The organism is Nocardia sp. NPDC004340, assembly GCF_053602575.1.
Map to the genome: position 1 here is coordinate 1,291,154 of NZ_JBSGDW010000001.1, position 23,133 is coordinate 1,314,286.

At 69.8% G+C, this 23,133-nt stretch carries 20 protein-coding genes; 5 read left to right on the plus strand and 15 right to left on the minus strand.

Annotation, left to right across the window (positions count from 1 at the left end):
• Positions 1-7: 7 nt before the first annotated feature.
• The 9 genes from ACWEOI_RS05680 to ACWEOI_RS05720 form a co-directional block, all read right to left on the minus strand.
• Positions 8-1,015 (minus strand): zinc-binding dehydrogenase, encoded by a 1,008-nt coding sequence (locus ACWEOI_RS05680; protein WP_433669458.1) that lies wholly within the window; start codon positions 1,013-1,015, stop codon positions 8-10.
• 4 nt (positions 1,016-1,019) lie between these two features.
• Positions 1,020-1,592 carry a WHG domain-containing protein gene (locus tag ACWEOI_RS05685; protein ID WP_433669456.1) on the minus strand — a complete coding sequence of 191 codons (573 nt, stop codon included), beginning with the start codon at positions 1,590-1,592 and terminating at the stop codon, positions 1,020-1,022.
• Positions 1,585-2,436, minus strand: coding sequence for an alpha/beta fold hydrolase (locus tag ACWEOI_RS05690; RefSeq protein WP_433669454.1), 852 nt, complete (start codon positions 2,434-2,436; stop codon positions 1,585-1,587). The genes ACWEOI_RS05685 and ACWEOI_RS05690 overlap by 8 nt, the downstream gene beginning before the upstream one ends.
• 67 nt (positions 2,437-2,503) lie before the next feature.
• A complete protein-coding gene (fadD11, locus tag ACWEOI_RS05695) occupies positions 2,504-4,222 on the minus strand; it encodes a fatty acid--CoA ligase FadD11 (RefSeq protein WP_452359031.1) in 1,719 nt (572 codons plus the stop codon).
• On the minus strand, positions 4,219-5,052 hold the full coding sequence (locus tag ACWEOI_RS05700; protein WP_452359032.1) for a short-chain dehydrogenase/reductase: 834 nt from the start codon (positions 5,050-5,052) through the stop codon (positions 4,219-4,221). The genes fadD11 and ACWEOI_RS05700 overlap by 4 nt, the downstream gene beginning before the upstream one ends.
• Positions 5,052-6,515: a flavin-containing monooxygenase gene (locus ACWEOI_RS05705; protein ID WP_452359033.1), complete on the minus strand. Its 1,464-nt coding sequence runs from the start codon at positions 6,513-6,515 to the stop codon at positions 5,052-5,054. The genes ACWEOI_RS05700 and ACWEOI_RS05705 overlap by 1 nt, the downstream gene beginning before the upstream one ends.
• The gene (locus ACWEOI_RS05710; RefSeq protein WP_452359034.1) at positions 6,512-7,021 is read right to left on the minus strand and encodes an SRPBCC family protein; all 510 of its coding nucleotides are present in this window, start codon (positions 7,019-7,021) and stop codon (positions 6,512-6,514) included. Before ACWEOI_RS05710 ends, ACWEOI_RS05705 begins: the two co-directional genes overlap by 4 nt.
• Before the next feature lie 23 nt (positions 7,022-7,044).
• Positions 7,045-8,067 carry a PDR/VanB family oxidoreductase gene (locus ACWEOI_RS05715; protein WP_452359035.1) on the minus strand — a complete coding sequence of 341 codons (1,023 nt, stop codon included), beginning with the start codon at positions 8,065-8,067 and terminating at the stop codon, positions 7,045-7,047.
• Positions 8,064-8,945 carry a metal-dependent hydrolase gene (locus ACWEOI_RS05720; RefSeq protein WP_404204928.1) on the minus strand — a complete coding sequence of 294 codons (882 nt, stop codon included), beginning with the start codon at positions 8,943-8,945 and terminating at the stop codon, positions 8,064-8,066. Before ACWEOI_RS05720 ends, ACWEOI_RS05715 begins: the two co-directional genes overlap by 4 nt.
• A 98-nt stretch (positions 8,946-9,043) precedes the next feature.
• Here ACWEOI_RS05720 and ACWEOI_RS05725 point away from each other — a divergent pair, with 98 nt between their 5' ends.
• From ACWEOI_RS05725 to ACWEOI_RS05740, 4 genes are all read left to right on the plus strand, one after another.
• The gene (locus ACWEOI_RS05725; protein ID WP_433669442.1) at positions 9,044-9,655 is read left to right on the plus strand and encodes a TetR family transcriptional regulator; all 612 of its coding nucleotides are present in this window, start codon (positions 9,044-9,046) and stop codon (positions 9,653-9,655) included.
• 159 nt (positions 9,656-9,814) lie between these two features.
• Positions 9,815-12,196, plus strand: coding sequence for an endopeptidase La (lon, locus tag ACWEOI_RS05730; RefSeq protein WP_433673527.1), 2,382 nt, complete (start codon positions 9,815-9,817; stop codon positions 12,194-12,196).
• Between the two features lie 128 nt (positions 12,197-12,324).
• Complete coding sequence (locus ACWEOI_RS05735) at positions 12,325-13,131, plus strand: heavy metal-binding domain-containing protein (RefSeq protein ID WP_433669440.1); 807 nt, start codon at positions 12,325-12,327, stop codon at positions 13,129-13,131.
• A complete protein-coding gene (locus tag ACWEOI_RS05740) occupies positions 13,128-13,496 on the plus strand; it encodes a DUF5073 family protein (protein ID WP_404204702.1) in 369 nt (122 codons plus the stop codon). Before ACWEOI_RS05735 ends, ACWEOI_RS05740 begins: the two co-directional genes overlap by 4 nt.
• A 55-nt stretch (positions 13,497-13,551) precedes the next feature.
• Here the strand turns inward: ACWEOI_RS05740 and ACWEOI_RS05745 are convergent, their stop codons facing one another.
• The 6 genes from ACWEOI_RS05745 to ACWEOI_RS05770 form a co-directional block, all read right to left on the minus strand.
• Positions 13,552-14,544 carry an oxidoreductase gene (locus ACWEOI_RS05745; RefSeq protein WP_452359036.1) on the minus strand — a complete coding sequence of 331 codons (993 nt, stop codon included), beginning with the start codon at positions 14,542-14,544 and terminating at the stop codon, positions 13,552-13,554.
• A 69-nt stretch (positions 14,545-14,613) separates the two neighbouring features.
• Positions 14,614-15,399, minus strand: coding sequence for an enoyl-CoA hydratase/isomerase family protein (locus ACWEOI_RS05750; protein WP_357088656.1), 786 nt, complete (start codon positions 15,397-15,399; stop codon positions 14,614-14,616).
• A 30-nt stretch (positions 15,400-15,429) separates the two neighbouring features.
• A complete protein-coding gene (locus tag ACWEOI_RS05755; RefSeq protein ID WP_452359037.1) occupies positions 15,430-16,506 on the minus strand; it encodes a DNA polymerase IV in 1,077 nt (358 codons plus the stop codon).
• A 130-nt stretch (positions 16,507-16,636) separates the two neighbouring features.
• A complete protein-coding gene (locus ACWEOI_RS05760; protein WP_357088661.1) occupies positions 16,637-17,107 on the minus strand; it encodes a hypothetical protein in 471 nt (156 codons plus the stop codon).
• A 190-nt stretch (positions 17,108-17,297) separates the two neighbouring features.
• Positions 17,298-18,245, minus strand: coding sequence for a class I SAM-dependent methyltransferase (locus ACWEOI_RS05765; RefSeq protein WP_452359038.1), 948 nt, complete (start codon positions 18,243-18,245; stop codon positions 17,298-17,300).
• Positions 18,246-18,340: 95 nt separating this feature from the next.
• Positions 18,341-20,221, minus strand: a complete 1,881-nt coding sequence (locus ACWEOI_RS05770; RefSeq protein ID WP_433669430.1) for an ABC transporter transmembrane domain-containing protein — start codon at positions 20,219-20,221, stop codon at positions 18,341-18,343.
• A gap of 132 nt (positions 20,222-20,353) precedes the next feature.
• Here ACWEOI_RS05770 and ACWEOI_RS05775 point away from each other — a divergent pair, with 132 nt between their 5' ends.
• Positions 20,354-23,131: an FAD-binding and (Fe-S)-binding domain-containing protein gene (locus ACWEOI_RS05775; protein WP_452359039.1), complete on the plus strand. Its 2,778-nt coding sequence runs from the start codon at positions 20,354-20,356 to the stop codon at positions 23,129-23,131.
• Positions 23,132-23,133 lie beyond the last annotated feature (2 nt).

Sequence of the window (23,133 nt, forward strand, 5' to 3'; positions counted from 1 at the left end):
GCGCCGCCTACGGCTTCAGCACGATCCGGATCGGGTTGCCTTCCTTGGCCTCCAGGGCGTGCACGGCCTTGGGGGCGTCGGCGAGCGGCACCACGGCGCTCACCGAGCGCGCGAAGTCGATTCGTTGCAGCCCTTGGAGTTTCACCAGCTGGGTGACGTGCTCCGGCGCGGACCCGTAGTGTCCGCGCAGCTGCTGCTGGAAGAAGCTGAACGCGGTGCCGCCGGTGATGGTGATCGGCTTGTCGGTGAGCCCGACCAGCACCAGGCGGCCCTGCGGCGCGAGGCAGGTGACCGCCTGTTCGCGCACCGGCGCCACGCCCGCGAAGTCGAAGGCCGCGGCCAGACCGGTGCCGCTGGCCTGGAAGATCTTGGCGCGCAGGTCCGGATCGGCCGGATCGAAGGCGAGATCCGCGCCGAAGGACAGCGCGCGTTCGCGGGCGGCCGGCAGCGGATCGACCGCGATGATGGGTGCGGCTCCGACCAGGCGCAGCAGCTGGATCCCGTGCGCGCCGAGCCCGCCGACGCCCCAGACGCCCACGGCTTCACCGGCTTTCACCTCGGCGGTGGCGGTGATGGCCGCCCACGGTGTGGACACCGCGTCGGGGATGAAGCAGGCCTGTTCGAAGGGCAGTTCGTCGGGAATCGGGACCAGGGTGTCGACGCGGGCCAGGGTGTATTCGGCCCAGCCGCCGTCGTAGTCGACGCCGCGGGTGAAGGTGGCGCCGCCGCGCAGTTCGCCCGCCTGCAGCAGGACTCGATCGCCGACCTTGGCGGTGGTGACGCCCGGTCCGAGGGTGTGGACCGTGCCCGCGACCTCGTGGCCCAGGGTCACCACGTCGCCGCGCAGGAAAAGCGGGGTCAGGGTGCCGTCGATGAGGTGCACGTCGGACAGGCACACGCCGGCGGCCTCGACCTTGATCAGAACGTGGTCCGGGCCGGGTTCCGGGATCGGCACCCGGTCCAGTTCGAGTCGGCGTTCGGGTCCCAGATGGAGTCGTGCGGCCAGCATCGTCATCGGCTCATCGTAGGCCGATGTCGGTGAGTCCACGGTCGAGAAAACGGATCATCCAGACGAAACTCTGCTCGGCGTCGTCGCTCCACTGGAAGCCGTCGGAGGCCTGCAGGCTGGCGAAACCGTGGAAGGTGGAGCGCAGCGTGCGCAGCGCGTGCACCATCTCGTCGGCGTCGATGCCGTAGCCGCGCAGCACCGCCTCCATGGATTCCAGCAGCCGTGAACCCGATTGCAGCAGTGGGTCGTCCGGCCCGGTGAACCGCGCGCCCACGGTGGCGGCGTATCGGCCCGGATGTTCGACCACGTAGCCGCGGAAGGCGTTGGCGAAGGCGGTGAGCGCGTCGCGGCCCGCGAGTCCGTGCATGGCGTCGCGGACCCGGGTGTCGAGTTCGGCCATGGCGAGCGCGGCGATGCCGTGCTGCAGGTCGGCCAGGCTCTCGATGTGCTTGTACAGCGAGGGCGTGCGCACCCCGAGCCGCTGCGCGAGCGCGCCCAGCGCCAGGTCGCCGAAGCCGACCTCATCGGCGAGGACGGCGCCGGCGGCGATGACGTCGGTCCGGTTCAGCCCGACCCTAGGCAAGGTGTTCCTTCAGGAACGGCAGCATCAGTTCGGCAGTGCGCTCGGCGGCCTCGAACTGCGGGTAGTGGCCGGTGCCCTCGATCAGGCCCAGGCTGCCCAGTCCGGCGGGCAGGGCGGCGACGATGCGCTGGCCCTCGGCCTCGGGGCTCGGGAAGTCCGGGTCGGCGGTGCCCATCAGGATGAGCGCGGGCCGGGTCACGTTGGGCACCTGGGCTTCCGCGTCGGCCGGGGTGGACTTGCCGCACTTCATGAACTCGGCCATGCGGCCGGGCTCGTTCAGCTTGGCGGACACCTCGCCCAGGTAGGCGTCGAGGTCGGCGGGCTGGGACGGCATGGCCACCCGCAGGTACTTCAGCCACTGCCCGATGCTCTTGAACATCATGGTGCCCATCAGCGGGAGCATGCCGCGGCGGTGGTGCGCGTTGGTGAAAAGCGCTCCCACGTCGGCCTTCTGGGTGAGGGTGAAGGGGTTGATCTCCACGATGGCCCGCACCAGGTCGGGCCGCAGCGCGGCGGCGATGGTGGCCGATCCGCCCGAGAGCGAGTGGCCCACCACGATGGCGGGGCCGCCGCCCAGCTTCTCGATGACGGCCAGCAGGTCGTGGGCGACGTCGGTGCGGCTGATGGCCGCCTTCCCGGTCTCCGACGCCCAGTCCAGGCTGGATTCGCCGTGGCCGCGCATATCGGTGTTGATCACCCGGTATCCGGCCGCCGCCAGCAGCGGGGCGAGGTGCCGGTTCACGGTGCGGTCGATGCCCATGCCGTGGGACAGCACCACCAGCGGGCCGGTGCCCTGCTCGTCGTATGCGATCCGGCCGCCGTCGATGTCCACGTACTGCGTCATGGTCCTGTCGCTCTCTGGGAGTAGCTAACTGCGATAGCCATAAAGCTAATCGAGTTAGCCAACCGCGTCAACCCCTGACTTCGTAGAGTTCGTCGATCTCCTTCGCGTACTTGGCGGCGATGGCCTTGCGCTTGAGCTTCATGGTCAGCGTGATCTCGTCGCCGCCCGCCTCCCAGAAGGTCGGCAGCACCACGAACCGCTTGATCTGCTCCACCCGGGACAGGCGTTCGTTCCCGGCGGTCACCCCGGCCGAGATCGCCTCGAGCACCGCCGGGTCGGCGAATCGTTCCCCGGTCTCCTCGTCGAGCACGATCAGCGCCGTGTTGTACGGCCGCCCGTCACCGATCACCGCCATGGCCCCGATCAGCGGGGTGGCGGCCTTCACCGTGTTCTCGATGTGTGTGGGCGACATGTTCTTGCCCGCCGCGTTGATGATCAGTTCCTTCTTGCGGTCCACGACCGTCAGGAATCCGTCCGCGTCGACGGTGATGATGTCGCCGGTGGACAGCCAGCCCTCCGCGTCGATCGCCTCCGCGGTCTGCTCGGGCAGCCCTCGATACCCCTTCATCACCAGTGGTCCGCGCACCTGGAGCTCACCGTCGGCGGTGTGTCGGGCCGCCATGCCGGGCAACAGTTTTCCGACCGTGCCGAGTTTCGCGTCGTCCGGATGGGAGACGCTGCAGATGCACGACAGCTCCGACATGCCCCAGATCTCCGCGATCGGAATACCCAGTCCGGCAAAGAATCCCAGGGTCTGCGGTGGAATCGGCGCGGCTCCCGACAACGCCCAGCGCAGCCGGTCGAATCCCAGAGCGGCCCGCAGGTGCCGCAGCACCAGGTCGTCGGCACGCTTCCAGTCCGCGGCGACGTCCTCGGGCACGGCTGCGCCGGCCAGCTGGTAGCCGCTGCGGGTGGCCGCCACCGACAGCGCCCACTCCATCGCCGACCGCCGATCCACATCCGGTTCGTTGGCTACCTTGAATTCGATTGCGGCCTTCAGCTTCTCCCACACGCGGGGCACCGCACCCCACACGGTCGGCTTCAGATCGACCAGTGCGGGCGCGATCTCCTTGGCGTCGCGGACGCAGGTCACCTGGGTGCCCAGCACTTCCTGCACGTACAGCGCGGTGAGCCGGTCGGCGATGTGCGCGGTCGGCATGAACGAGGTGATGGTGTCGCCGAAGACGAACCCCAGCACCTCGGCGATCCCGCGCACCTGGAACAGCAGATTGGCGTGCGTGGTCTCCACGCCCTTGGGATTGCCGGTGGTCCCGGACGTGTAGATCAGGGTGGCGATGTCCTCCGGGCGGACGGCCCGCCATGCGGCCTCGAAGTCGAAATCCGCGGCCCCGGCGGCGATCAGCTCGGCGACCGTCATGGTCCCGTCGGGTGCGTCGTCCACGCAGATGATCCGATCGAGTGCGACCCCGCAGCTCCGCAACCGCTCCACATACTGCGACTCGCACAGCACGATTCGCGCTCCCGCGTTCCCGAGCACGTACGCCAGCTGCTCGGCGGGCAGTGTGTTGTACACCGAGAACGAGGTCGCTCCCAGATGCTGCGCACCGACTTCGAGGGGATAGAACTCGACCCGGTTGCTCATCATCAACGCCACGGTGTCCCCACGCGTGACGCCGATGGCGGCGAGTCCGGCGGCGACCTCCCGCACCTGACGGGCGTAGTCCCGCCAGGTCAGAGTCAGGGTGTCGCCGGGAGTGCGGAGGGCGATCGCGTCGGGGTCGATGGCGGCGGTGTGCTGGAAGGCCGCGGGCAGGGTGTCGGTCATCGGCGGTCCTCGATCGCGTGAATGAGCTGGTGGACAGTGGGATTCGCGGCCAGGCGGCCGTCGAGCACGACATTGATCGCGCCGCGCAGCAGGGCGTAGGGCGTCCATCCGCGTGGTGCGATGGTGCGGGCGGCACGGTGCGCGATGCCGTCGGCGATGGTGCGGGCGGCCTGGTCGGCGGTGATGCGCACGCTCAGCGGCCAGGGCAGCAGTGCGTCCAGGCGGCGGCCGAGGTCGTCGGCGTCGAGCATGTCGTGGGTCATGGCGGTCTCGACGATGCCGAAGTAGGCGACCCCGGCGGTGGCCCCGCTCGCGGCGAGCTCCACCCGCAGGGCGCGGCCCAGCTGCTCGACCCCGGCCTTGCTCATCATGTACGGCGAACCGCCCATGCCGGGGGCGAAGGCGGCGCAGGAGGACACCACGACGACGTGGCCGCGGGCGCGGACGATGTGGTCGAGGGCGGGGTGCACGGTATTGAAGACGCCGGTCAGGTTGATGCCGAGGACGCGGTCGAAGTCGCGGGGGTCCATGGTGCGCAGGGTGGCGGGCACCGGGGTCACGCCCGCGTTGGCGACGACCACGTCCAGGCCGCCGAACCGCTCGACCGCCTCCGCGACCACGGCCGCCATCCGCGCCCGATCGGTGACGTCGGCGGTGACGGCGTGGGCGCGCTCGCCGAGGTCGAGTGCGGTTCGCCGCGCGGCGGTTTCGTCGATGTCGGCGACGATCACCCGCGCCCCGCGCCGGTACAGGATGGCGGCGAGGGCCCGGCCGATGCCCTGTCCCGCGCCGGTGATCAGGACGACCTTGCCGTCGATGTCGTACTCCATCAGGCGCTCACCTCGTACGCGTCGGAATCGAACTGCTGTGTGCGCCTGCGGTACTCGAAGCTCCAGCCCGGATACAGCCCGGCATTGCCGCCGTCCGGCGTCGTGTAGTACGTCTCGCAGCCGCCGGTGAGCCACACCGTCGCCGCGCTGCGCCGATGCATCTCGGCCACGAACGCGTCCTGTTGCGTGGCCCGCACCTCCACCCGGCGGGCGCCGCGGTCGCGCACGGTGGTGAGGGCGTCGACGATGTAGGCGATCTGCGACTCGATCATGTAGACGGCCGACTGGTTGCCCGCCGCGCCGAACGGGCCGAGGGTGCAGAAGAAGTTGGGGAAGCCCGCGACCGCCGTCCCGAGGTAGGTGCGCGGCTGTTTGCGGTACAGCTCGGCGATGCTGAGGCCGTCGCGGCCGGTGATGTGTTCGAAAGCGGCGGCGAGCGGTTCGAAGCCGGTGCCGAAAACGATGGTGTCGACCGGGATTTCGACGCCGGCGCGCGTCACCACCGAGTGCGGGCGGACTTCCGCGACACCGTCGGTGACGACCTCGACATTGTCCCGCTCCAGCGCGGGCAGATAGGCGTCGGAGAAGATCGCCCGCTTACAGCCGATCATGTAGTCCGGCGTCACCTTCGCGCGTAGCTCCGGATCGCGGATCTGCCGTCGCAACTGGATCCGCCCGAGCGTCTCGAACGGGTGCCGGAACCGGTTGTCCACGAATCCGACCAGGCCGAAGCTCTCGATCAGCGCGTACCAGGTGCCGCGAACCAGCCTTTGCGTCAAGGGAATCCGGCGCAGCACGGCCCGTTCCATGCCGAGCGTGCGCCGGTCCATGCGCGGCACGATCCAGGGCGCGGAACGCTGGAACACGGTCAACCGCCCGACCTTCGGCTGGATCTCGGGAATGAACTGCACCGCCGACGCGCCGGTTCCGATCACCGCGACCCGCTCCCCGGTCAGATCGTGGGAGTGGTCCCAGTGCAGGGAGTGAAATGCCTTGCCCTCGAAGGTGTCCAGTCCCGGCAGGTCCGGATACTTCGCCTCCGCGAAGATTCCCGCCGCCGCGATGAAGTAGTCCGCCGTGATCGCCCCTCGCGAGGTCTCGATCAGCCAGTGCGAACGCTCCTCGTCCCAGCGCGCGTCCAGCACCTCGGTGTCGAGCCGAATGTGCCGCACCACATCGTGTTCGGTGGCGACAGCCCGGATGTACTCCAGAATCTCCGGCTGCCGCCCATACGTGCGCGACCAGTCGGGATTCGGCGCGAACGAGTAGCTGTACAACTGCGACGGCACATCGCACGCGCACCCGGGATAGGTATTGGCCTGCCAGGTCCCGCCTAGATCCGACGCGCGTTCCAGCAGCGCCAGATCCTCGAATCCGGCTTCCCGCAACTTTATCGCGAGCCCGATCCCGCCGAAGCCCGCGCCGAGGATGACGACGTTCCGGTGTTCGATGGTGTCGGTCATCGTCGGGCCTCCGCGGAAGTCGGCTGCGCCCGGCGGGCGATGCCCCGGGCGATCGTCCCGGTGACGTACCGCTGGAGTGGGCTCGCCGCGGTGAGCAGGGGGCGCAGGGCCGGGGTTCCTTCGAGAGCGAAGGTCCAGGTCAACCGCGTTCCCGTCGAGATGGGCTCGAGCCGAATGTCTTCGGCGAAGTGCTTCAGACCGGGGATCGACGCGGCGTCGACCGTGAAGGTCATCCGCGAACCGGGCTCCCAGCGGTAGAACCGCTCCAGCAGGCTGACGACGCCGCCGAGCGTGACCACACGGGTGGTGCCTGCCCGGAAAGGTCGGGGCGACAGCCATTCGACCGCGGTGACCGCCGCCGACCAGGAGGCCAGGGCGTCGTCGGCGATCAGCAGCTGCCAGACCGCCTGCGGGGTGCCGGGGAGATCGACCACGTGGACGTAGCGGTGCGCGGCGGTGGTGAGGAAGGTGTCGTCGGTGGGTGTGAGCGGAAAGCGAGTGAGCATGAGACCGTTCGGCCTTTCACTGGTCAGAGGTCGAGCACGAGCGGGCCGTCGACCGCGCGGGACACACACGTGAGCATGTGACCGGGTCGTTCGGCCTCGGTGAGCAGCCGGTCGCGATGGTCGACCGCGCCGGACAGCACGCGCGTCCGGCAGGTGCCGCAGAAGCCTTGGCGGCAGGAGTAGGCGACGTCGGGTCGCACCCGGCGGATGGCGTCCAGCGCGGTTTCGGCGCTGCCGACCCGCACCTGGATTCCGCTGCGCGCCAGGGTCAGATCGAACTCGCGGCCGTCGAGTACCGGGAGCGCGGAGAAGCGTTCGGTGTGCAGGGACGCCGTCGGATTCAGAGCGAACAGCGTGCACTGCGCGGCCTCCAGGACCGGCGGCGGGCCGCAGACATAGACGGCAGCGCCGGGCCGCGCGGTCCGCAGAATCGCCGCGATATCGGGCGCACCGCACTCGTCATCGGGGCGGATATCGGTGTCGCCGGGCAGTTCGTCCAGGAACGGCATGGTGTCCCGGGACCGCCCCAGATACACGAGGTGGCCGCGGTTTCCGGCCGCGTGCACCATCGGCAGGATCGGCGTGATGCCGATTCCGGCGGCGAGGAAGAGATAGGAAGGCGCGCGCTCGACGAACGTGAACGCGTTGCGGGGACCGCGAATTTGCACAAGATCGCCGGGGCGCAGCGCGTGCATCTCCAGTGATCCGCCGTCGCCGTCGGGCAGGCGGCGCACCGCGAGCCGATAACAGTGCTGGTCGACGGGATCGCCGCACAGCGAGTACTGCCGCTGCCGGCCGGACGGCAGGAACACGTCCAGATGCGATCCGGGCCGCCACGCGGGCAACCGTTCCCGGCCGGGCCGCACCAGGGTCAGGCTCACCACATCCTCGGCTTCCGCCTCGACCGTCTCGACGACGACGTCCATGTCGAAGCCGTGGTGGCGCAACGGGTGCGGTCGCGACAGCCCGGGAGTGGTGAACACCTTCTTGTACACGTCCACCGCCGCGCCCAGCGCCCGCAGGCCGAAGGTCGGCGCGGCCGTCATGCGCGGGCCGCCGGCGAGTGCGCCAGGTAGCGCAATGCGTTGTCCATCGAACCCAATTGGGAGGGATGGAATCTCCGATCCAGGTAGCGCGGCATCTCGGTGACGAAGGTGGTGAAGTTCGGAATCACCTGCCGCCGGGTCGCGCTCACGAACTGCTTCAGCCAGAAGCGCCCCTTGTCCGGGCTCGGATCGCGGCGGTACAGGTACGCGGTCGACACCACGAACAGCGGCAGCAGCAGTCCGCTGGCCAGCAGCCCGGTCCGGGCCCGCCGTCCGTATCCGCCGTCGACGTGCATGTACGCGTCGAACACCACGCTGCGGTGCTCGACCTCCTCGGCGCCGTGCCACCGGACCAGATCCAGCATGGTCGGATCCATTCCGGCGCGTTGCAGCGCGTCGGTTTCCAGCAGCCACTCGCCGATGACCGCGGTGAAATGCTCCATCCCCGCGAACAATCCGAGCCGCTCCTTGAGCCACTCCTGCTTCGCGCGCCCGGTGAGGCCGTGATCGCCGAGCACCCGATCGGTGAGCCACGCGATCTTCGAGACATAGGACTCGACGTCGAGTCCGATCTCCTGCAGGTGTTTCCGCGCCCCTTCGTGGCTGCTCGCGTGCATCGACTCCTGTCCGACGAACCCCGCGACCTCTTCCCGCAACCGCTCGTCGTCGATCAATGGCAGCGCCTCGGCCAGGCAGGCCGCCATGGCCCGCTCCCCCTCCGGCAGCACCAGGTGCATGACATTCACGACGTGCGTGGCCAGCACCTCCCCCGGGATGTAGTGCATCGGCACCGACGAGAAGTCGAAATGCACGTCCCGAGCCTGAATCGCGTGGGCTTCGTCCTGATAGGAGCGCCTCGTTGCACTGTCCTCAGCCATAGCCCGACCGTAACAAAGCAACAAACACCATGGCAATGTTGCAGCCACAAATCACCGCAAATTGTTGCATCGCCGCACCCGGCTGTTAGCCTCGAACCGTGCCCCCGACAGCCGCCACCTCGAAGAACACCCCCGGAACGGACACCATCGAGGACCGCATCCTCGACGCCGCCCTGGTGCAATTCGGCCGCGTCGGGGTCAAGAAGACGACGATCGAGGACGTGGCCCGCCAAGCCGAGGTCGACCGTGTCACCGTCTACCGCCGCATCGGCTCCCGGGACGAACTGGTCCGGGCCGTCACCGCCCGCGAGGTCCGCCGCCTCCTCGAAGACCTCGAGAGCATCCCGTCCCGCCACGACACCTTCGCCGACACGGTCGCCGCCGTCTTCTCCACCGTCGTCACCCGCTGGCGCACCCACCCCCTGGTCGAGCGCCTCATGACCCTCGAACCCGAGCGCCTCCTCCCCCAATTCACCACCGACGGCGCCGCCCCCTTCGTCCTCGCTGTCGTCTCCGCCACCGACCTCCTCCGAAAAGTCCTCAGCGACAACGACCTACCCGAACCCCCGGACCTCTCCGCCCGCACCGAGGTCGTCTGCCGGATAGTCCACTCCCTGATCCTTCAGCCGACCGGCGGCATCGACCTCGATTCGGAGGCCGCTCTCACCGCCTTCGCCAAGACCTACCTGGTCCCGATCCTCATTCCGTAGGTCACGGCCGCGTTCGCCCCCGGCGAACGGTGAGGCGGAACAATCGGTATACCTCCAGGGTTGACTGGGTAACGCTCAACCTTGGAAGGGGTCGAAGACGTGACTACACCTCAGAACCTGCCGGTCCTGTTCCTGACCGATCCGATCGTGCTGCCCGGCATGGTCGTGCCGATCGAACTGGACGAGTCGTCGCAGGCCGCCATCGATGCCGCCCGCGCGGGCAAGGTCAACCAGGTGTTGGTCGCGCCTCGCCTCGATGAGGGCTATGCCGCCTACGGCGTGGTGGCCACCATCGAACAGGTCGGCCGGATGCGCGGTGGCGCGCCCGCGGCGGTATTGAAGGCGGAGAGCCGGGCCAAGATCGGGCACGGCGTGACCGGACCCGGCGCGGCGCTCTGGGTCGAGGCCGAGCCGGTCGAGATTCCGGCAGCCGACGGACGCACCAAAGAGCTTGCGGCCGAATACAAGAAGCTGGTCGTGTCGGTCCTGCAGCGCCGTGAGGCGTGGCAGGTCATCGACGCGGTCAATCAGATGAACGATCCGTCCACGCTGGCCGACGCGGCCGGCTGGGCCTCGTACCTGAGCAACGAGCAGAAGCGCGAGATCCTCGACACCCCGGATACCCAAGCGCGACTGAACAAGCTGATCGACTGGACCACCCAGCACATCGCCGAGACCGAGATCAGCGAGAAGATCAGCGAGGACGTCCGCGAGGGGATGGAGAAGACCCAGCGCGAATTCCTGCTGCGCCAACAGCTCAACGCGATTCGCAAGGAACTGGGCGAGGACGAGCCGGACGGCGCGGAGGACTACCGCACCCGCGTCGAGAACGCCGACCTGCCCGGCGACATCCGCGAGGCCGCGCTGCGCGAGGTCGGACGGCTGGAACGCTCCAGTGATCAGAGCCCGGAGACGGGCTGGATCCGCACCTGGCTGGACACCGTGCTGGAACTGCCGTGGACGGTGAAAACCACCGACTCCGCGGATGTTTCGGCCGCCCGCGCGGTGCTGGACGCCGACCACCACGGTCTGGACGAGGTCAAGGACCGCATGGTCGAGTACCTGGCCGTGCGTTCCCGCCGGGCCGCCCGCGGCCTGGAGGTCGTCGGCGGACGCGGTTCCGGCGCGGTGCTGGTGCTGGTCGGTCCGCCCGGCGTCGGCAAGACCTCGCTGGGTGAGTCCGTGGCACGGGCATTGGGCCGCAAGTTCGTTCGCGTCGCCCTGGGCGGCGTGCGCGACGAGGCCGAGATCCGCGGTCACCGGCGCACCTACGTGGGCGCGCTGCCCGGCCGCATCGTCCGCGCCATGAAGGAGGCGGGATCGATGAATCCCGTTGTCCTGCTGGACGAGATCGACAAGGTCGGCAGCGACTTCCGCGGCGATCCCGCGGCGGCCCTGCTGGAGGTGCTGGACCCGGCGCAGAACCACACGTTCCGCGACCACTACCTGGACCTGGATCTGGACCTGTCCGACGTGCTGTTCATCGCGACCGCGAACGTCCTGGAGACGATTCCCGGCCCGCTGCTGGACCGCATGGAACTGATCAGCGTCGACGGCTACACCGAGGCCGACAAGGTGGCCATCGCCCGCGACTTCCTGATCCCGCGGCAGCTGGAGCGCAACGCCCTGACCGCCGAGGAGGTCTCGATCACGGACGAGGCGCTGCGTGAGGTCGCCGCCAACTACACCCGGGAAGCCGGTGTGCGCCAGATGGAGCGGCTGATCGCGAAGGCGCTGCGCAAGGCGGCCACCAAGCTGTCGGAGTCCGCGGACATCTCGGACACCGAAAGCCTGGTCAGCAAGGGCGAATTCGTGCCGGAGGGCCTGGGGTACGACAAGGACCTGGGCTACGACACCGACGCGGCCGCGTCCGGCAAGCTGGTGATCGGACTCGGTGACCTGAAGGACTACCTGGGCCGTCCGCGCTTCACCCCCGACGGGGTGGAACGCACCGCGGTCCCCGGTGTCGCAACGGGTTTGGCCGTGACCGGCGCGGGCGGCGACGTCCTCTACATCGAGGCCAATGCCGCCGAGGGCGACCGCTCGCTGACCCTGACCGGCCAGCTGGGCGACGTCATGAAGGAGTCCGCGCAGATCGCCCTGACCTACGTCCGCTCCCACCTGGAAGAGATCGGCATCGAGCCGAGCGTGCTGGATCGCAATATCCACATCCACTTCCCGGCGGGCGCGGTGCCGAAGGACGGACCGTCCGCGGGCGTCACCATGGTCACCGCCCTGGTGTCGCTGGCCCTGGGTCGCCAGGTCCGCGCGGATGTCGGCATGACCGGTGAGGTCACGCTGAACGGACGGGTGCTGCCGATCGGCGGCGTGAAGCAGAAGCTGCTCGCCGCCCAGCGCGCCGGCCTGAAGACCGTGTTCATCCCGGCCCGCAACGAGCCGGACCTGGACGAGGTCCCCGCCGAGGTGCTGGCCGCCCTGGACGTCCGCCCTGTCGCCGACGTGGCCGAGATCCTGGCCTACGCCATCGAGCCGGTCGCCGAACCGGCCTACGACGGGCGGCAGCTGAGCGCCACCGCGTAAGTGCTCGAGCGGGAGCCGTGGGTCTGCTGTGCGGACCCACGGCTCCGGTCGTTTCGGCAGGCCGAGGGGGTGTTCCGGTCGTACCCTCGGGGAGGGATCCAACCAGGATCCGACGGAGGGTGAACAGCATGCAACCCAACCAGCCGAGTCAGCCGCAGCAGCTCGATCAGGTCGCGGGCGAACGCCTCTCGCACGCGAACCGCATCTTCACCTCCGACCTGTCGGTCAACGAGTTCGCGCTGCTGCACGGCGCCGGCTTCGAACCCATCGACCTGGTGATGGGCGTGTCCGTCTATCACGTCGGCTTCCAGTTCACCGGCATTCGCCAGCAGCAGGAACTCCCGGTCCTGACCGAGGCCACCTACCGGGCCCGCTGGAATGCCATGTCCCGCATGCAGGCCGAAGCCGACGCCCTCCAGGCCGACGGCGTCGTGGGCGTCCGCCTGGAATGGCGCCAGCACGGCGAATCCCTGGAACACCTGGAATTCATCGCGGTCGGCACGGCCGTCCGCTACGCGAAGGCCCCCGGCAGCTACCGCCGCCCCAACGGCCAGGCCTTCACCAGCCACCTCTCCGGCCAGGACATGGTGACCCTGATGCGGACCGGCTACGCCCCCATCGCCTTCGTCATGGGCAACTGCGTCTTCCACGTGGCCGTCCAGGGCTTCCGTCAGATGCTCAGCCAGATGGGCCGCAATATGGAGATGCCCCAATGGACCCAGGGCAACTACCAGGCCCGCGAACTCGCCATGTCCCGTATGCAGGCCGAAGCGGAACGCGACGGCGCAACCGGTGTCACCGGCGTCAGCGTCGACATCTCCAATTACGCCTGGGGCTATCACACCGTCGAGTTCTACGCCTCCGGCACGGCGATCCGCCGCATCAACGAGGGCGACCCCATCACTCCCCAATTCACCCTCGGAATGAACCAGTGACCGCCGACTTCGACTCCGACGCCGCCACCCGGGCCATCGCCTCCGCCTTGGACGGCCCCGGCGGCCTGTCCATGGTCTTCACCGTCTTCACCAACGTCCCCGGCGTGACCCGAACCCCGCCCCGCAAATCCCTGTTCCGCTCCACCCCCGAACGCGTCCAGATCGGTTCCTGGCGGTACGAACTCACCCGCGACCAGCGCATCAAAGCCGACCACATAGTCGGCGGCATAGTCCTCGCCGAGGAACTCCTCCCGGCATCGGGCATCGCTCCGCATCTGGCCCGGGCGCTGGCCGAGATCGCCTCGTCCTACGGGCCCACCGCGTTGCCGCACCTGTCCGCCGCTCTCGACGTGCTGGCGGGCTGACTACGGCAACCGATGGGCAACGCTACTTGTTTCACATGAAACGGTGCGCCGCTGGTCAGAACTCCCCGGCCACGCCGAGAACCGTTCGGCCGGAGTGGGTTCCGTCGAGGATGGAGCGGAGGACGGACTCAGCTTCGGTGATGGGTGCGTAATTTTCCAGCAACGAGAGGTGCTGGGGTTTCAGGTCTTTGGCGAGGCGGGACCAGAGGTCGCGGCGGTCGGCGATGGGGAAGTGAGCGGAGTCGATACCGAGCAGGGAGACGCCGCGGAGGATGAAGGGCATGACGGTGGTGGGGAGGTCGGCGCCGCCGGTGAGACCGGAGACGGCCACCGCGCCACCGTATTTGACGGTGCTGAGGATGTGGGCGAGGGATTCGCCGCCGACACTGTCCACGGCGGCGGCCCATTGGGCCTTGCCGAGGGCCCGGGGCTTTTCGCCTTCGGCGGGCAGGCGGCCGATGACCGAGGACGCGCCGAGGGTGGAGAGCAGTTCGGTCGCACCGAGTTTGCCGGTCGAGGCGATGACCTCGAAGCCGAGGCCGGCGAGGATGTCGACGGCCACGGTGCCGACGCCGCCGGTGGCGCCGGTGACCAGGACCGGGCCGGAGTCCGGAGTCACGCCGCGGTCGAGTAGGGCCTGCACGCTCATTGCGGCGGTGTAGCCCGCGGTGCCGATGGCGGCGGCCTCGCGCGGGGTGAGGCCGTCCAGTTTCACCACCCAGCCGGCGGGTACGCGGGCGTATTCGGCGAAGCCGCCGTGGTGGGCGACGCCGATGTCGTAGCCGTGGGCGACCACCAGGTCGCCGGGCGCGAACTCCGGATCGGTGGAGCTGACCACCTCGCCGGTGAGGTCGATGCCGGGGATGAGCGGGTACTGCCGCACCACGCCGCCGCGCGGGGTGATGGCCAGTCCGTCCTTGTAGTTGGCGCTCGAGAAGTGCACCTTGATCGTCACGTCACCCGGCATGAGGAAGTCGTCGGCGACTTCCTCCCGGATGAGGGCGATCCCGTTGTCCGATTCACGTGCCACCATCGCCTGGAAACCCATGGTCCGAGCATAGGGTGCGGAGCTCCGGCCGGATCGGGGAAAACGGCCGGGCTCAGACGAATCCGGACGTCAGGCGTACTTCGGGGCGCGCTTCCCGGTGAAGGCGGCGATACCCTCCTGGCCGTCCGCCGACTCCGAGTTGCGGGTGATGAAAGCGGCCTCGGTGTTGAGCTGCTCCTCCAGATTGTGCTGCCCGGAGACCAGCAGCAGCTTCTTCACCGCCGCATTCGACGCCTTGGGGCCGGCCGCGAACTCCTGGGCCAGCGCCTCGACCGCCCCGGCCAGCTCGTCGTCGGCGACCACGCGGTGCAGCAGACCCCATTCCAGGGCCTCGGCCGCGCGCAGGGTGCGGTTGGTGAGCATGAGCTCCTGGGTCTTGCGCAGGCCGATCAGCCGCGGCAGGTAGTAGGACGCGCCGCCGTCCGGGCTCAGGCCGATCTTGGTGTACGCCATGGTGAAGGCGGCGGACTCGGCGGCCACCACCAGGTCACCGGCCACCGCGAGGCTCATGCCCGCGCCCGCGGCGGTGCCGTTCACGCCCACGATGAGCAGCGCGTCCATCCGGGCCAGCGCGGACACCGCGCGGTGCAGGGTCCCGGCCAGCTTCTCGATGAACGCGCCGGTGTCGCCGCTGGCCGCCATGGCCCGCACGTCGCCGCCCGCGGAGAAGAACCGCCCGGCGCCGGTCAGCACCACGACCTTCACCGCCGGATCCTCCGAGCAGTAGGTGGCCGCGCGCTCCAGCTCCTCGGCGAGCGCCTGATCGATGCCATTGGCGGCGTTCGGCCGGTTCAGCGTGATGCGGGCGATCGGGCCGTCATGCTCGAACAGGATGTTCTCGTAGTTGTCGCTCATCGAGAGGATGCCTTCCGTCGGTAGACCTGATCACAGCATGGCGTACTCGACCCGGACCCCGAGCAACCGGATCGGCCGATCCAACTCGAAGGCGTGCAACACCTCCAACGCGGTCTGCGCGATCTCGTCCACGTCGGTGGTCGGCGTGGGCAGTTTCCGCTGCTTGCTGCGGGTGAAGAAGGTCTTGGTCCGCACGGTCACGCTCACCCGCCCGACGGCCCGCCCGGCCGCGAAGGTCTCCTCCGCGACCTGGGTGGCCAGCCGCACCACCGCCGCGTCGATCTCGTCGCGTTCGGTGAGGTCGCGCGGGAAGGTCTCGGAGCGGCTGTGCCCCACCGGTTCTCGCGGCTCGGCGATATCGGTGTCCCCGGCCCCGTGCCCGAGTACCCACAGGTAGGGCCCGGTATTGGGACCGAACTCGGCCGCCAGTACGGCCCGGTCGGCGGCGGCCAGATCGGCCACGGTCTCGATGCCCAACCCGCTCATGCGCTTCGCGATGCGCGCGCCGACCCCCCACAGCGCGGTGGTCGGCCGGTGGGCCATCAACTCGACCCAGTTGGCGCTGGTCAGCCGGAAGACCCCGGTCCCCGCGTCCTGTTCCGGCGGCGGCTCGTCGGCCGCCGGCAGCGACTTGCCCACCGTCTTGGCGAACCCGGTGGCCAGCTTGGCCCGGGTCTTGTTGTCTCCGATGCCGACCGCGCAGGTCAGATCCAATTCCGCGATGGCCGACCGGATCTCGCGCGCCAGTTCCTCGGGGTCCTCGGTGTCGACCGCGAGGAACGCCTCGTCGAAGCCGAGCACCTCCACCCGTCCGGGGAAGGTGCGCAGCAGCGCCATGATCTCCTCGGACGCCTCGGCGTAGGTGGCCAGATCCTGCGGCAGGAAGACCCCGTCCGGGCAGACCCGCGCGGCGGTGCGCAGCGGCATGCCCGCGCGCACCCCGAACGCCCGCGCCGGATAGGAGGCGCAGGACACCACTTTGCGAGGTTCGGCGGGATCGCCGTTCCCGCCCACGATGACCGGCTGCCCGTGCAGCTCCGGGTGCCGCCGGAATTCGACCGCGGCCTGGAATTGGTCGAGGTCGACGTGCAGCAGCCAGCGCGTCATGCCGGCGGATCCTCCCGCAGTATTGAACCCGGACTCTCCGGGGCGAAACCGGCGTACTCCTCCGTCATACCGCATGGTCTTCCGAATTACCGGGATACCGGGTGCGGTCGGGCGGAGCGGCGCGCCCGGGTCAGCGGGAGCGGCGCAGCAGCCCGATGGGCGAGCGGTAGGCGTAGCGCGCCTTCACCGCACCCGAATCGGCCTCCCCGGTGACCCGGATCAGCGGGGCGCCCGGGAATCGCGGCAGTTTGACCCGATTGGCGACGGTCCCGTTGCCGGGCCGCACGCCGTCCGTGTCGACCCGCCAGCCGCGCGGCACGATCAGCACGATGGCGCCCGCACCGGCCGCGACCCGGATGTCGATCTCGCGCCGGGAGCACCGGGCCTGGGTGAAGTCCACCACCAGCTTGCCCGAAACGCATTCGGCGACCAGCTGTTTGGGGACCGTCCAGTCCTCGTCGGTGCGTTTGGTGCCGCTGGTCACCCGTAGTTCCAGGGGAGGCGCGTCCATCGAGGGCCGATATCGGCGTGCACCGAGCACGCCCTCGATATCGTCGACGCGGGTCGCGGCCGTCTGCCGCTGCTCCTTGGTACGGGTCACCGAAACTCCTCCCCCGGCATGTGAAACGATCATGTGGGTTATGCCATGGGAGCTCGAATTATGCCGCATAGCAGGGCATTTCGGGAGGTCGGAGCGGGTTCTGCGGCCACAACACGGTGTCGGTTCGGGCACGGCCAGATCACGATCGCGCCCGACCGACATGTCCCCCCGCGGCGTGGCGGGAGCCGGATCAGCGGCGGCCGACGAACACCGTGGTGGCCCCGAGAATGTAGATATCCTCGCGCGCACCGATATACGTATCGGCGTCGCGATCCAGCAGGGCCGCGATGGCGACCCGGTCCGCCGCCTCGAGGCGTTCGCCGACCCGCTCGCTCAATCCGGTCAGCCACGCCACCACGCTGTCGCGCACGGCCGGGGCGGGCGGCGCGGGGTGATCGGTGAGCACGCTGAAGGAGGTGGCCTCGGTCAGCCCGGCCCGGGTCAGCGCCACATTCCAGCCGTAGGGCATGGAGACCGCGCCGGTGATGTCGGTGCGCATCTGCGCGAAGCCCGCGTCGCGCAGGCCCAGCAGCCGATCCTGGAGGCCGGGCGCGCCGATGCCGAGTTCCCACGGCAGGCACCGCACACTCACTCCGCCCTCGGCCAGCGCCAGCCGCCCGCCCGGTCGCAGCAGTCCGGCGAAGCGTGCCACGCCCGCCTGCTGATCGGGCAGGTGATGCACCATGCGGGAGGCCCACACCAGGTCCGCCGCGGGGAGTCCCGCGCCGAAGTCCTCGGCCGCCGCGTCGGCGGTCACCGTTTCGACATGGACCCGGTCGTCGCCGTCGAGCGCGACCTTCACGGCCTGCTGGGCGACCTCGAGCAGTTCGGGCACGGCGTCGACGATCAGTAGCCGGCCGCCGCCGCGGGCGAGCAGTTCGCGCGCGAACGCCACGCTCTGACCGCCCGCGCCCGCACCGATGTCGAGGACGACCGCCTCGGTCCCGGCGGGAATCGATCCGACCAGCCGGCGCGCGATCTCGGCATTGGTGGCGGCCGACATGGCGTCGTCGCGCTGCAGGTCGGGAATCATGGTCGCCCAGTCGATTCCGTCGTGCGTGTGGCCGTGACCGTGCGCATGCCCGTGGGAATGCTGGTGTCCGTGCGTGCCTGCCTGTTCGTGGGAGTGAGCGCTCATGCCCCGACGCTATCGGGGAGTGCCCACCCGCCTCGAATCCTTTTGCCGATCCGGCAATGTGTCCGGTCCGATCAGGCCGACCCCGCCGAGCCCGATCAGGCCGTGGCGGGCACGCTCGAGTCGGCGAACTGGGTGCGGTAGAGCTCGGTGTAGCGGCCGTCCGCGGCGAGCAGTTCGGTGTGGGTGCCGCGTTCCACGATCCGGCCGTGCTCGAGCACGATGATCTGGTCGGCATTGCGGATGGTGGACAGCCGGTGGGCGATCACCAAGGCGGTGCGGCCGTCGAGTGCCTCGGCCAGCGCTTCCTGCACGGCCGCCTCCGAGGTGGAGTCCAGTGAGGCGGTGGCCTCGTCGAGGATCACCACGCGCGGCTGCTTGAGCAGCAGCCGGGCGATGGTCAGCCGCTGCCGTTCACCGCCGGAGAGGCGGTAGCCGCGCTCGCCGACCACGGTGTCCAGACCGTCGGGCAGCGATTCGATGAGGTCGCGCAGCCGGGCCCGCCGCAGCGCGTCCCAGAGGTCGTCCTCGGTGGCCTCGGGCCGCGCGAGCAGCAGGTTGGCGCGAATACTGTCGTGGAACAGGTGCCCGTCCTGGGTGACCAGACCGACGGTGTCCTGGATGGACTGCCCGGTCAGTTCCCGCACATCCTTGCCGCCCAGCAGCACCGCGCCCGAGTCCACGTCGTAGAGCCGTGAAACCAATTGCGCGATGGTCGATTTCCCGGCCCCGGAGGAGCCGACCAGCGCCACCATCTGCCCGGGCTCGGCGCGCAGCGACACCTCGTGCAGCACCTCCTCACCGCCCCGGGTGTCCAGGGTGGCCACATCCTCGAGCGAGGCCAGCGACACCTTGTCCGCCGACGGGTAGCCGAAGCTCACGCCGTCCAGCTCGACCGCCACCGGTCCCGGCGGCACCGGCCCGGCCAGCGGCGAATCCTCGATCAGCGGCTTCAGATCCAGCACCTCGAAGACCCGCTCGAAGCTCACCAGCGCCGACATCACGTCCACCCGGGCGCTGGCCAGCGCGGTGAGCGGCGAGTACAGCCGGGTCAGCAGCAGCGAGAGCGCGACCACCGAGCCGGGTTCCATCTGTCCCTTCAGCGCGAGGTAGCCGCCGAGCCCGTAGACGAGCGCCAGCGCGAGCGCCGAGACCAGGGTGAGCGCGGTGACGAAGACCGTCTGGAGCATGGCGGTGCGCACCCCGATATCGCGCACCCGCCCGGCCCGCAGCCCGAACTCCGCCGACTCCTGCCGCGGCCGCCCGAACAGTTTGACCAGGGTGGCGCCGGGCGCGGAAAAGCGTTCGGTCATCTGGGTGCTCATGGCCGCGTCGAGCCCGGCCGCCTCGCGCTGGATCCCGGCCAGCCGTTCACCCATGCGCCGCGCGGGCAGGACGAACACCGGCAGCAGCACCAGCGCGAGCAGGGTGATCTGCCAGGACAGCCGCAGCATCACGGCCAGGGTCAGCGCGAGGGTCACCACATTGGTGACGACGCCGGACAAGGTGGTGCTGAAGGCCCGTTGCGCCCCGATGACATCATTGTTCAACCGGCTCACCAGTGCGCCGGTCCGGGTACGCGTGAAGAAGGCGATCGGCATCTTCTGGACATGGTCGAAAACCGCGGTGCGCAGATCGAAGATGAGCCCCTCTCCGATGCGCGCCGACAGCCACCGGATGACCAGTCCCAGTCCGGCGTCGAGTACTGCGACGATGGCGATGATGACCGCCAGCGTGATCACCGTGCGCGGCGCGCCGTGCGAGACGATCGCGTCGACCACGCGTCCCGCCAGCACCGGCGTCGCCACCGCGAGTAGCGCGGAGACGATGCTGAAGATCAGGAACGACACCAGCTGCCGGTGATGCGGGCGCGCGAAAGCGAGGATCCGCTTCGCCGTCGCCATCCGCAGCGGCCGCTGCTCCGTAGGCGCGTGCATCTGCCGATAGAGCTGATTCCACGCCACCGATTCGATACTCATCCCCGCTCCTCACCTGTCGGGGGAAACCTAACCCCGCACCACCGACAGTAAGACCTCAACAAAGGTTGAGGGCAAATCCTTCCGGCCTGGTCAGGAGTTCGCTCGCAGCGAAACCCGCCTAGGGTTGGACCCGTGAAGCGAGGTCGGGACGTGAGCGCGGCGTGGGAGCGGGCATTGCGCGGGTCGATCACCGGCGAGGTCGACACCGGACCGCGCCGGCGGGCCGAGTACGCCTCGGACGCGTCGAACTATCGGGTGCCCCCGGCGGCTGTGGTGTTTCCGCGGGATGCCGCCGATGTGATGGCCGCCCTCGATATCGCCCGGGCGGAGGGGCTGCCGGTGACCGCGCGCGGGGCGGGTACCTCGGTCGCGGGCAATGCCATCGGACCGGGTCTGGTCCTCGACTTCAGCCGCCACCTGACCGAGATCCTCGATCTCGATCCCGAGCGGCGGATCGCGCGGGTGCAGCCGGGCGTAGTGCTGGCCGCGTTGCAGCGGCGCGCGGGTGCGCACGGGCTGCGGTTCGGCCCGGATCCGTCCACCCAGAACCGGTGCACCCTGGGCGGGATGATCGGCAACAATGCCTGCGGCCCGCACGCCGTGGCCTGGGGCAGGACCTCGGATACGGTGCGGGAGTTGCGGATTCTCGACGGGCGCGGCGTGGAGCGGACCCTCGCGGGCGACCCGGCGGTACTCGCCGGACTGCCCGAATTCACCCGGGAACACCTGGCCCTGATCCGCACCGAACTCGGCAGATTCGAGCGGCAGGCGTCCGGATACGCGCTGGAACATCTGCTGCCGGAACGCGGTTCGTCGGTGGCCAAGGCTTTCGTCGGCACCGAGGGAACCTGTGGACTGCTGCTCGACGCGACCGTCGATCTGGTCCCGGTGCCCGCGGCGACGGTGCTGGTCGTGCTCGGCTACCCGGACATGCCCACGGCCGCCGACGATATCGCCACGATCATGGCCGCCGGGCCGATCGCTGTGGAGGGAATGGACGCCCGCCTGGTCGATGTGGTGCGCGTGCACCGGGGCGCGGTGCCCGAACTGCCGCGCGGCGGGGGCTGGCTCCTCATCGAAATCGATGGTGACACACCGGAACAGGCGCGCGAGAAGGCCGAGGGATTGCGCGCGTCCGCCCACGCCCTCGACGCCCGGTTGGTGACCGACGCGGCCGAGGCTCGCGCGCTGTGGGGCATCCGCGCCGATGGCGCGGGCCTGGCCGGCCGCACGCCGGACGGTCATCCGGCCTGGCCCGGCTGGGAGGACGCCGCGGTGCCGCCCGCCCGCCTGGGCGACTACCTGCGGGACTTCGACCGGCTCACCCGTGAGCACGGCGTGGACGGCCTGCTGTACGGCCATTTCGGCGACGGCTGCGTCCATGTGCGCCTGGATCTGCCGATAGCCGAAGCGCCGCAACGCTTCCGCGCCTTCCTCGAGGACGCGGCCCGGCAGGTGGTGGGTTTCGGCGGCTCGCTGTCGGGCGAGCACGGCGACGGCCGCGCCCGCTCGGATCTGTTGCGGCTCATGTACTCCCGGGACGCGCTCGACGCCTTCGCGGGCTTCAAGGCGCTGTTCGACCCGGACGCGGTGCTGAATCCCGGTGTCCTCGTTCATCCCCGCCCGCTCGACGCCGACCTGCGCCTGGCGGGTCTGCGCCCGTTGCCCACCACGGGTGGATTCTCCTTTCCGGCCGACGGAGATCTGGCCACCGCGGTGCACCGCTGCGTCGGGATCGGCAAGTGCCGCGCGGACACCCCCGGCGGCGTCATGTGCCCGTCCTATCTGGCGACCGCCGACGAGAAGGACAGCACCCGGGGTCGCGCCCGAGTCCTCCAGGATGTCGTCAGGGGCGAGCTGGATTGGCGGTCGGAGGCCGTCGCGGAGTCCCTGGACCTGTGTTTGTCCTGCAAGGCCTGCCATTCCGAGTGTCCGGCCGGGATCGACATGGCCACCTACAAGTCGGAGACGCTGTACCGCCGCTATCAGGGCAGGCTCCGACCGATCGACCACTACACCCTCGGTCAGCTGCCGCGCTGGCTGGCAGCGGCGTCGCGAGTGCCGGGCCTGGTCAACCGGCTCAGCAGTGCCGGTCCGCTGCGCAGACTCGGATTGCGTGCGGCCGGAATGGATTCCCGCCGCGCGGTGCCGACCCTGGCGAAGCGGAGCTTCCGCCGGAGTCGGCGTCCTTCGGCGCCTGGGCAGGACGGGCCGGGCGTGCTGTTGTGGATGGATACCTTCACCGACGCCTTCGACCCCGAGATCGCCACCGCCACGGTCGAATTGATCGAATCGCTCGGCCATCACGTGCACATCCCGGACAGGCGCGTCTGCTGCGGTCTGACCTGGATCAGCACCGGCCAACTGGACGGCGCGCGACAGCGACTGCGCGCCGCCGTCGACGCGCTCGACGCCCACGTCCGATCCGGCGGCGTGGTCGTCGGCATGGAGCCGTCCTGCACCGCCGCCCTCCGCGACGACCTCCCCCGTCTGCTCCCGGACGACCCGCGCGCCGCCGCCGTCGCGGCCGCGGTGCACACTCTCGCCGAGTTCCTGGAGACCCAGCCGGGCTGGCAGCCCCCGGACCGTTCCGGCCGCACGGTGCTGGTGCAGCCGCACTGCCACCAGCATGCCGTGTTCGGTTTCGCCGCCGACCGCCGGATCCTGGACCGCACCGGCGCGCGGGTGATCGAGGTCACCGGCTGCTGTGGACTCGCGGGCAACTTCGGCATGCAGCGCGGCCACTACGACGTGTCGGTCGCGGTCGCCGAGCGCGGCCTGCTCCCGGCCCTGCGCACCGCGCCCGCCAACGCGATCCTGCTCGCCGACGGTTTCTCCTGCCGGACCCAGGCCGCGCAGCTGGCCGGGCGTTCCTCTCGCCATCTCGCCCAGTTCCTGCTGGACCGGTGAGG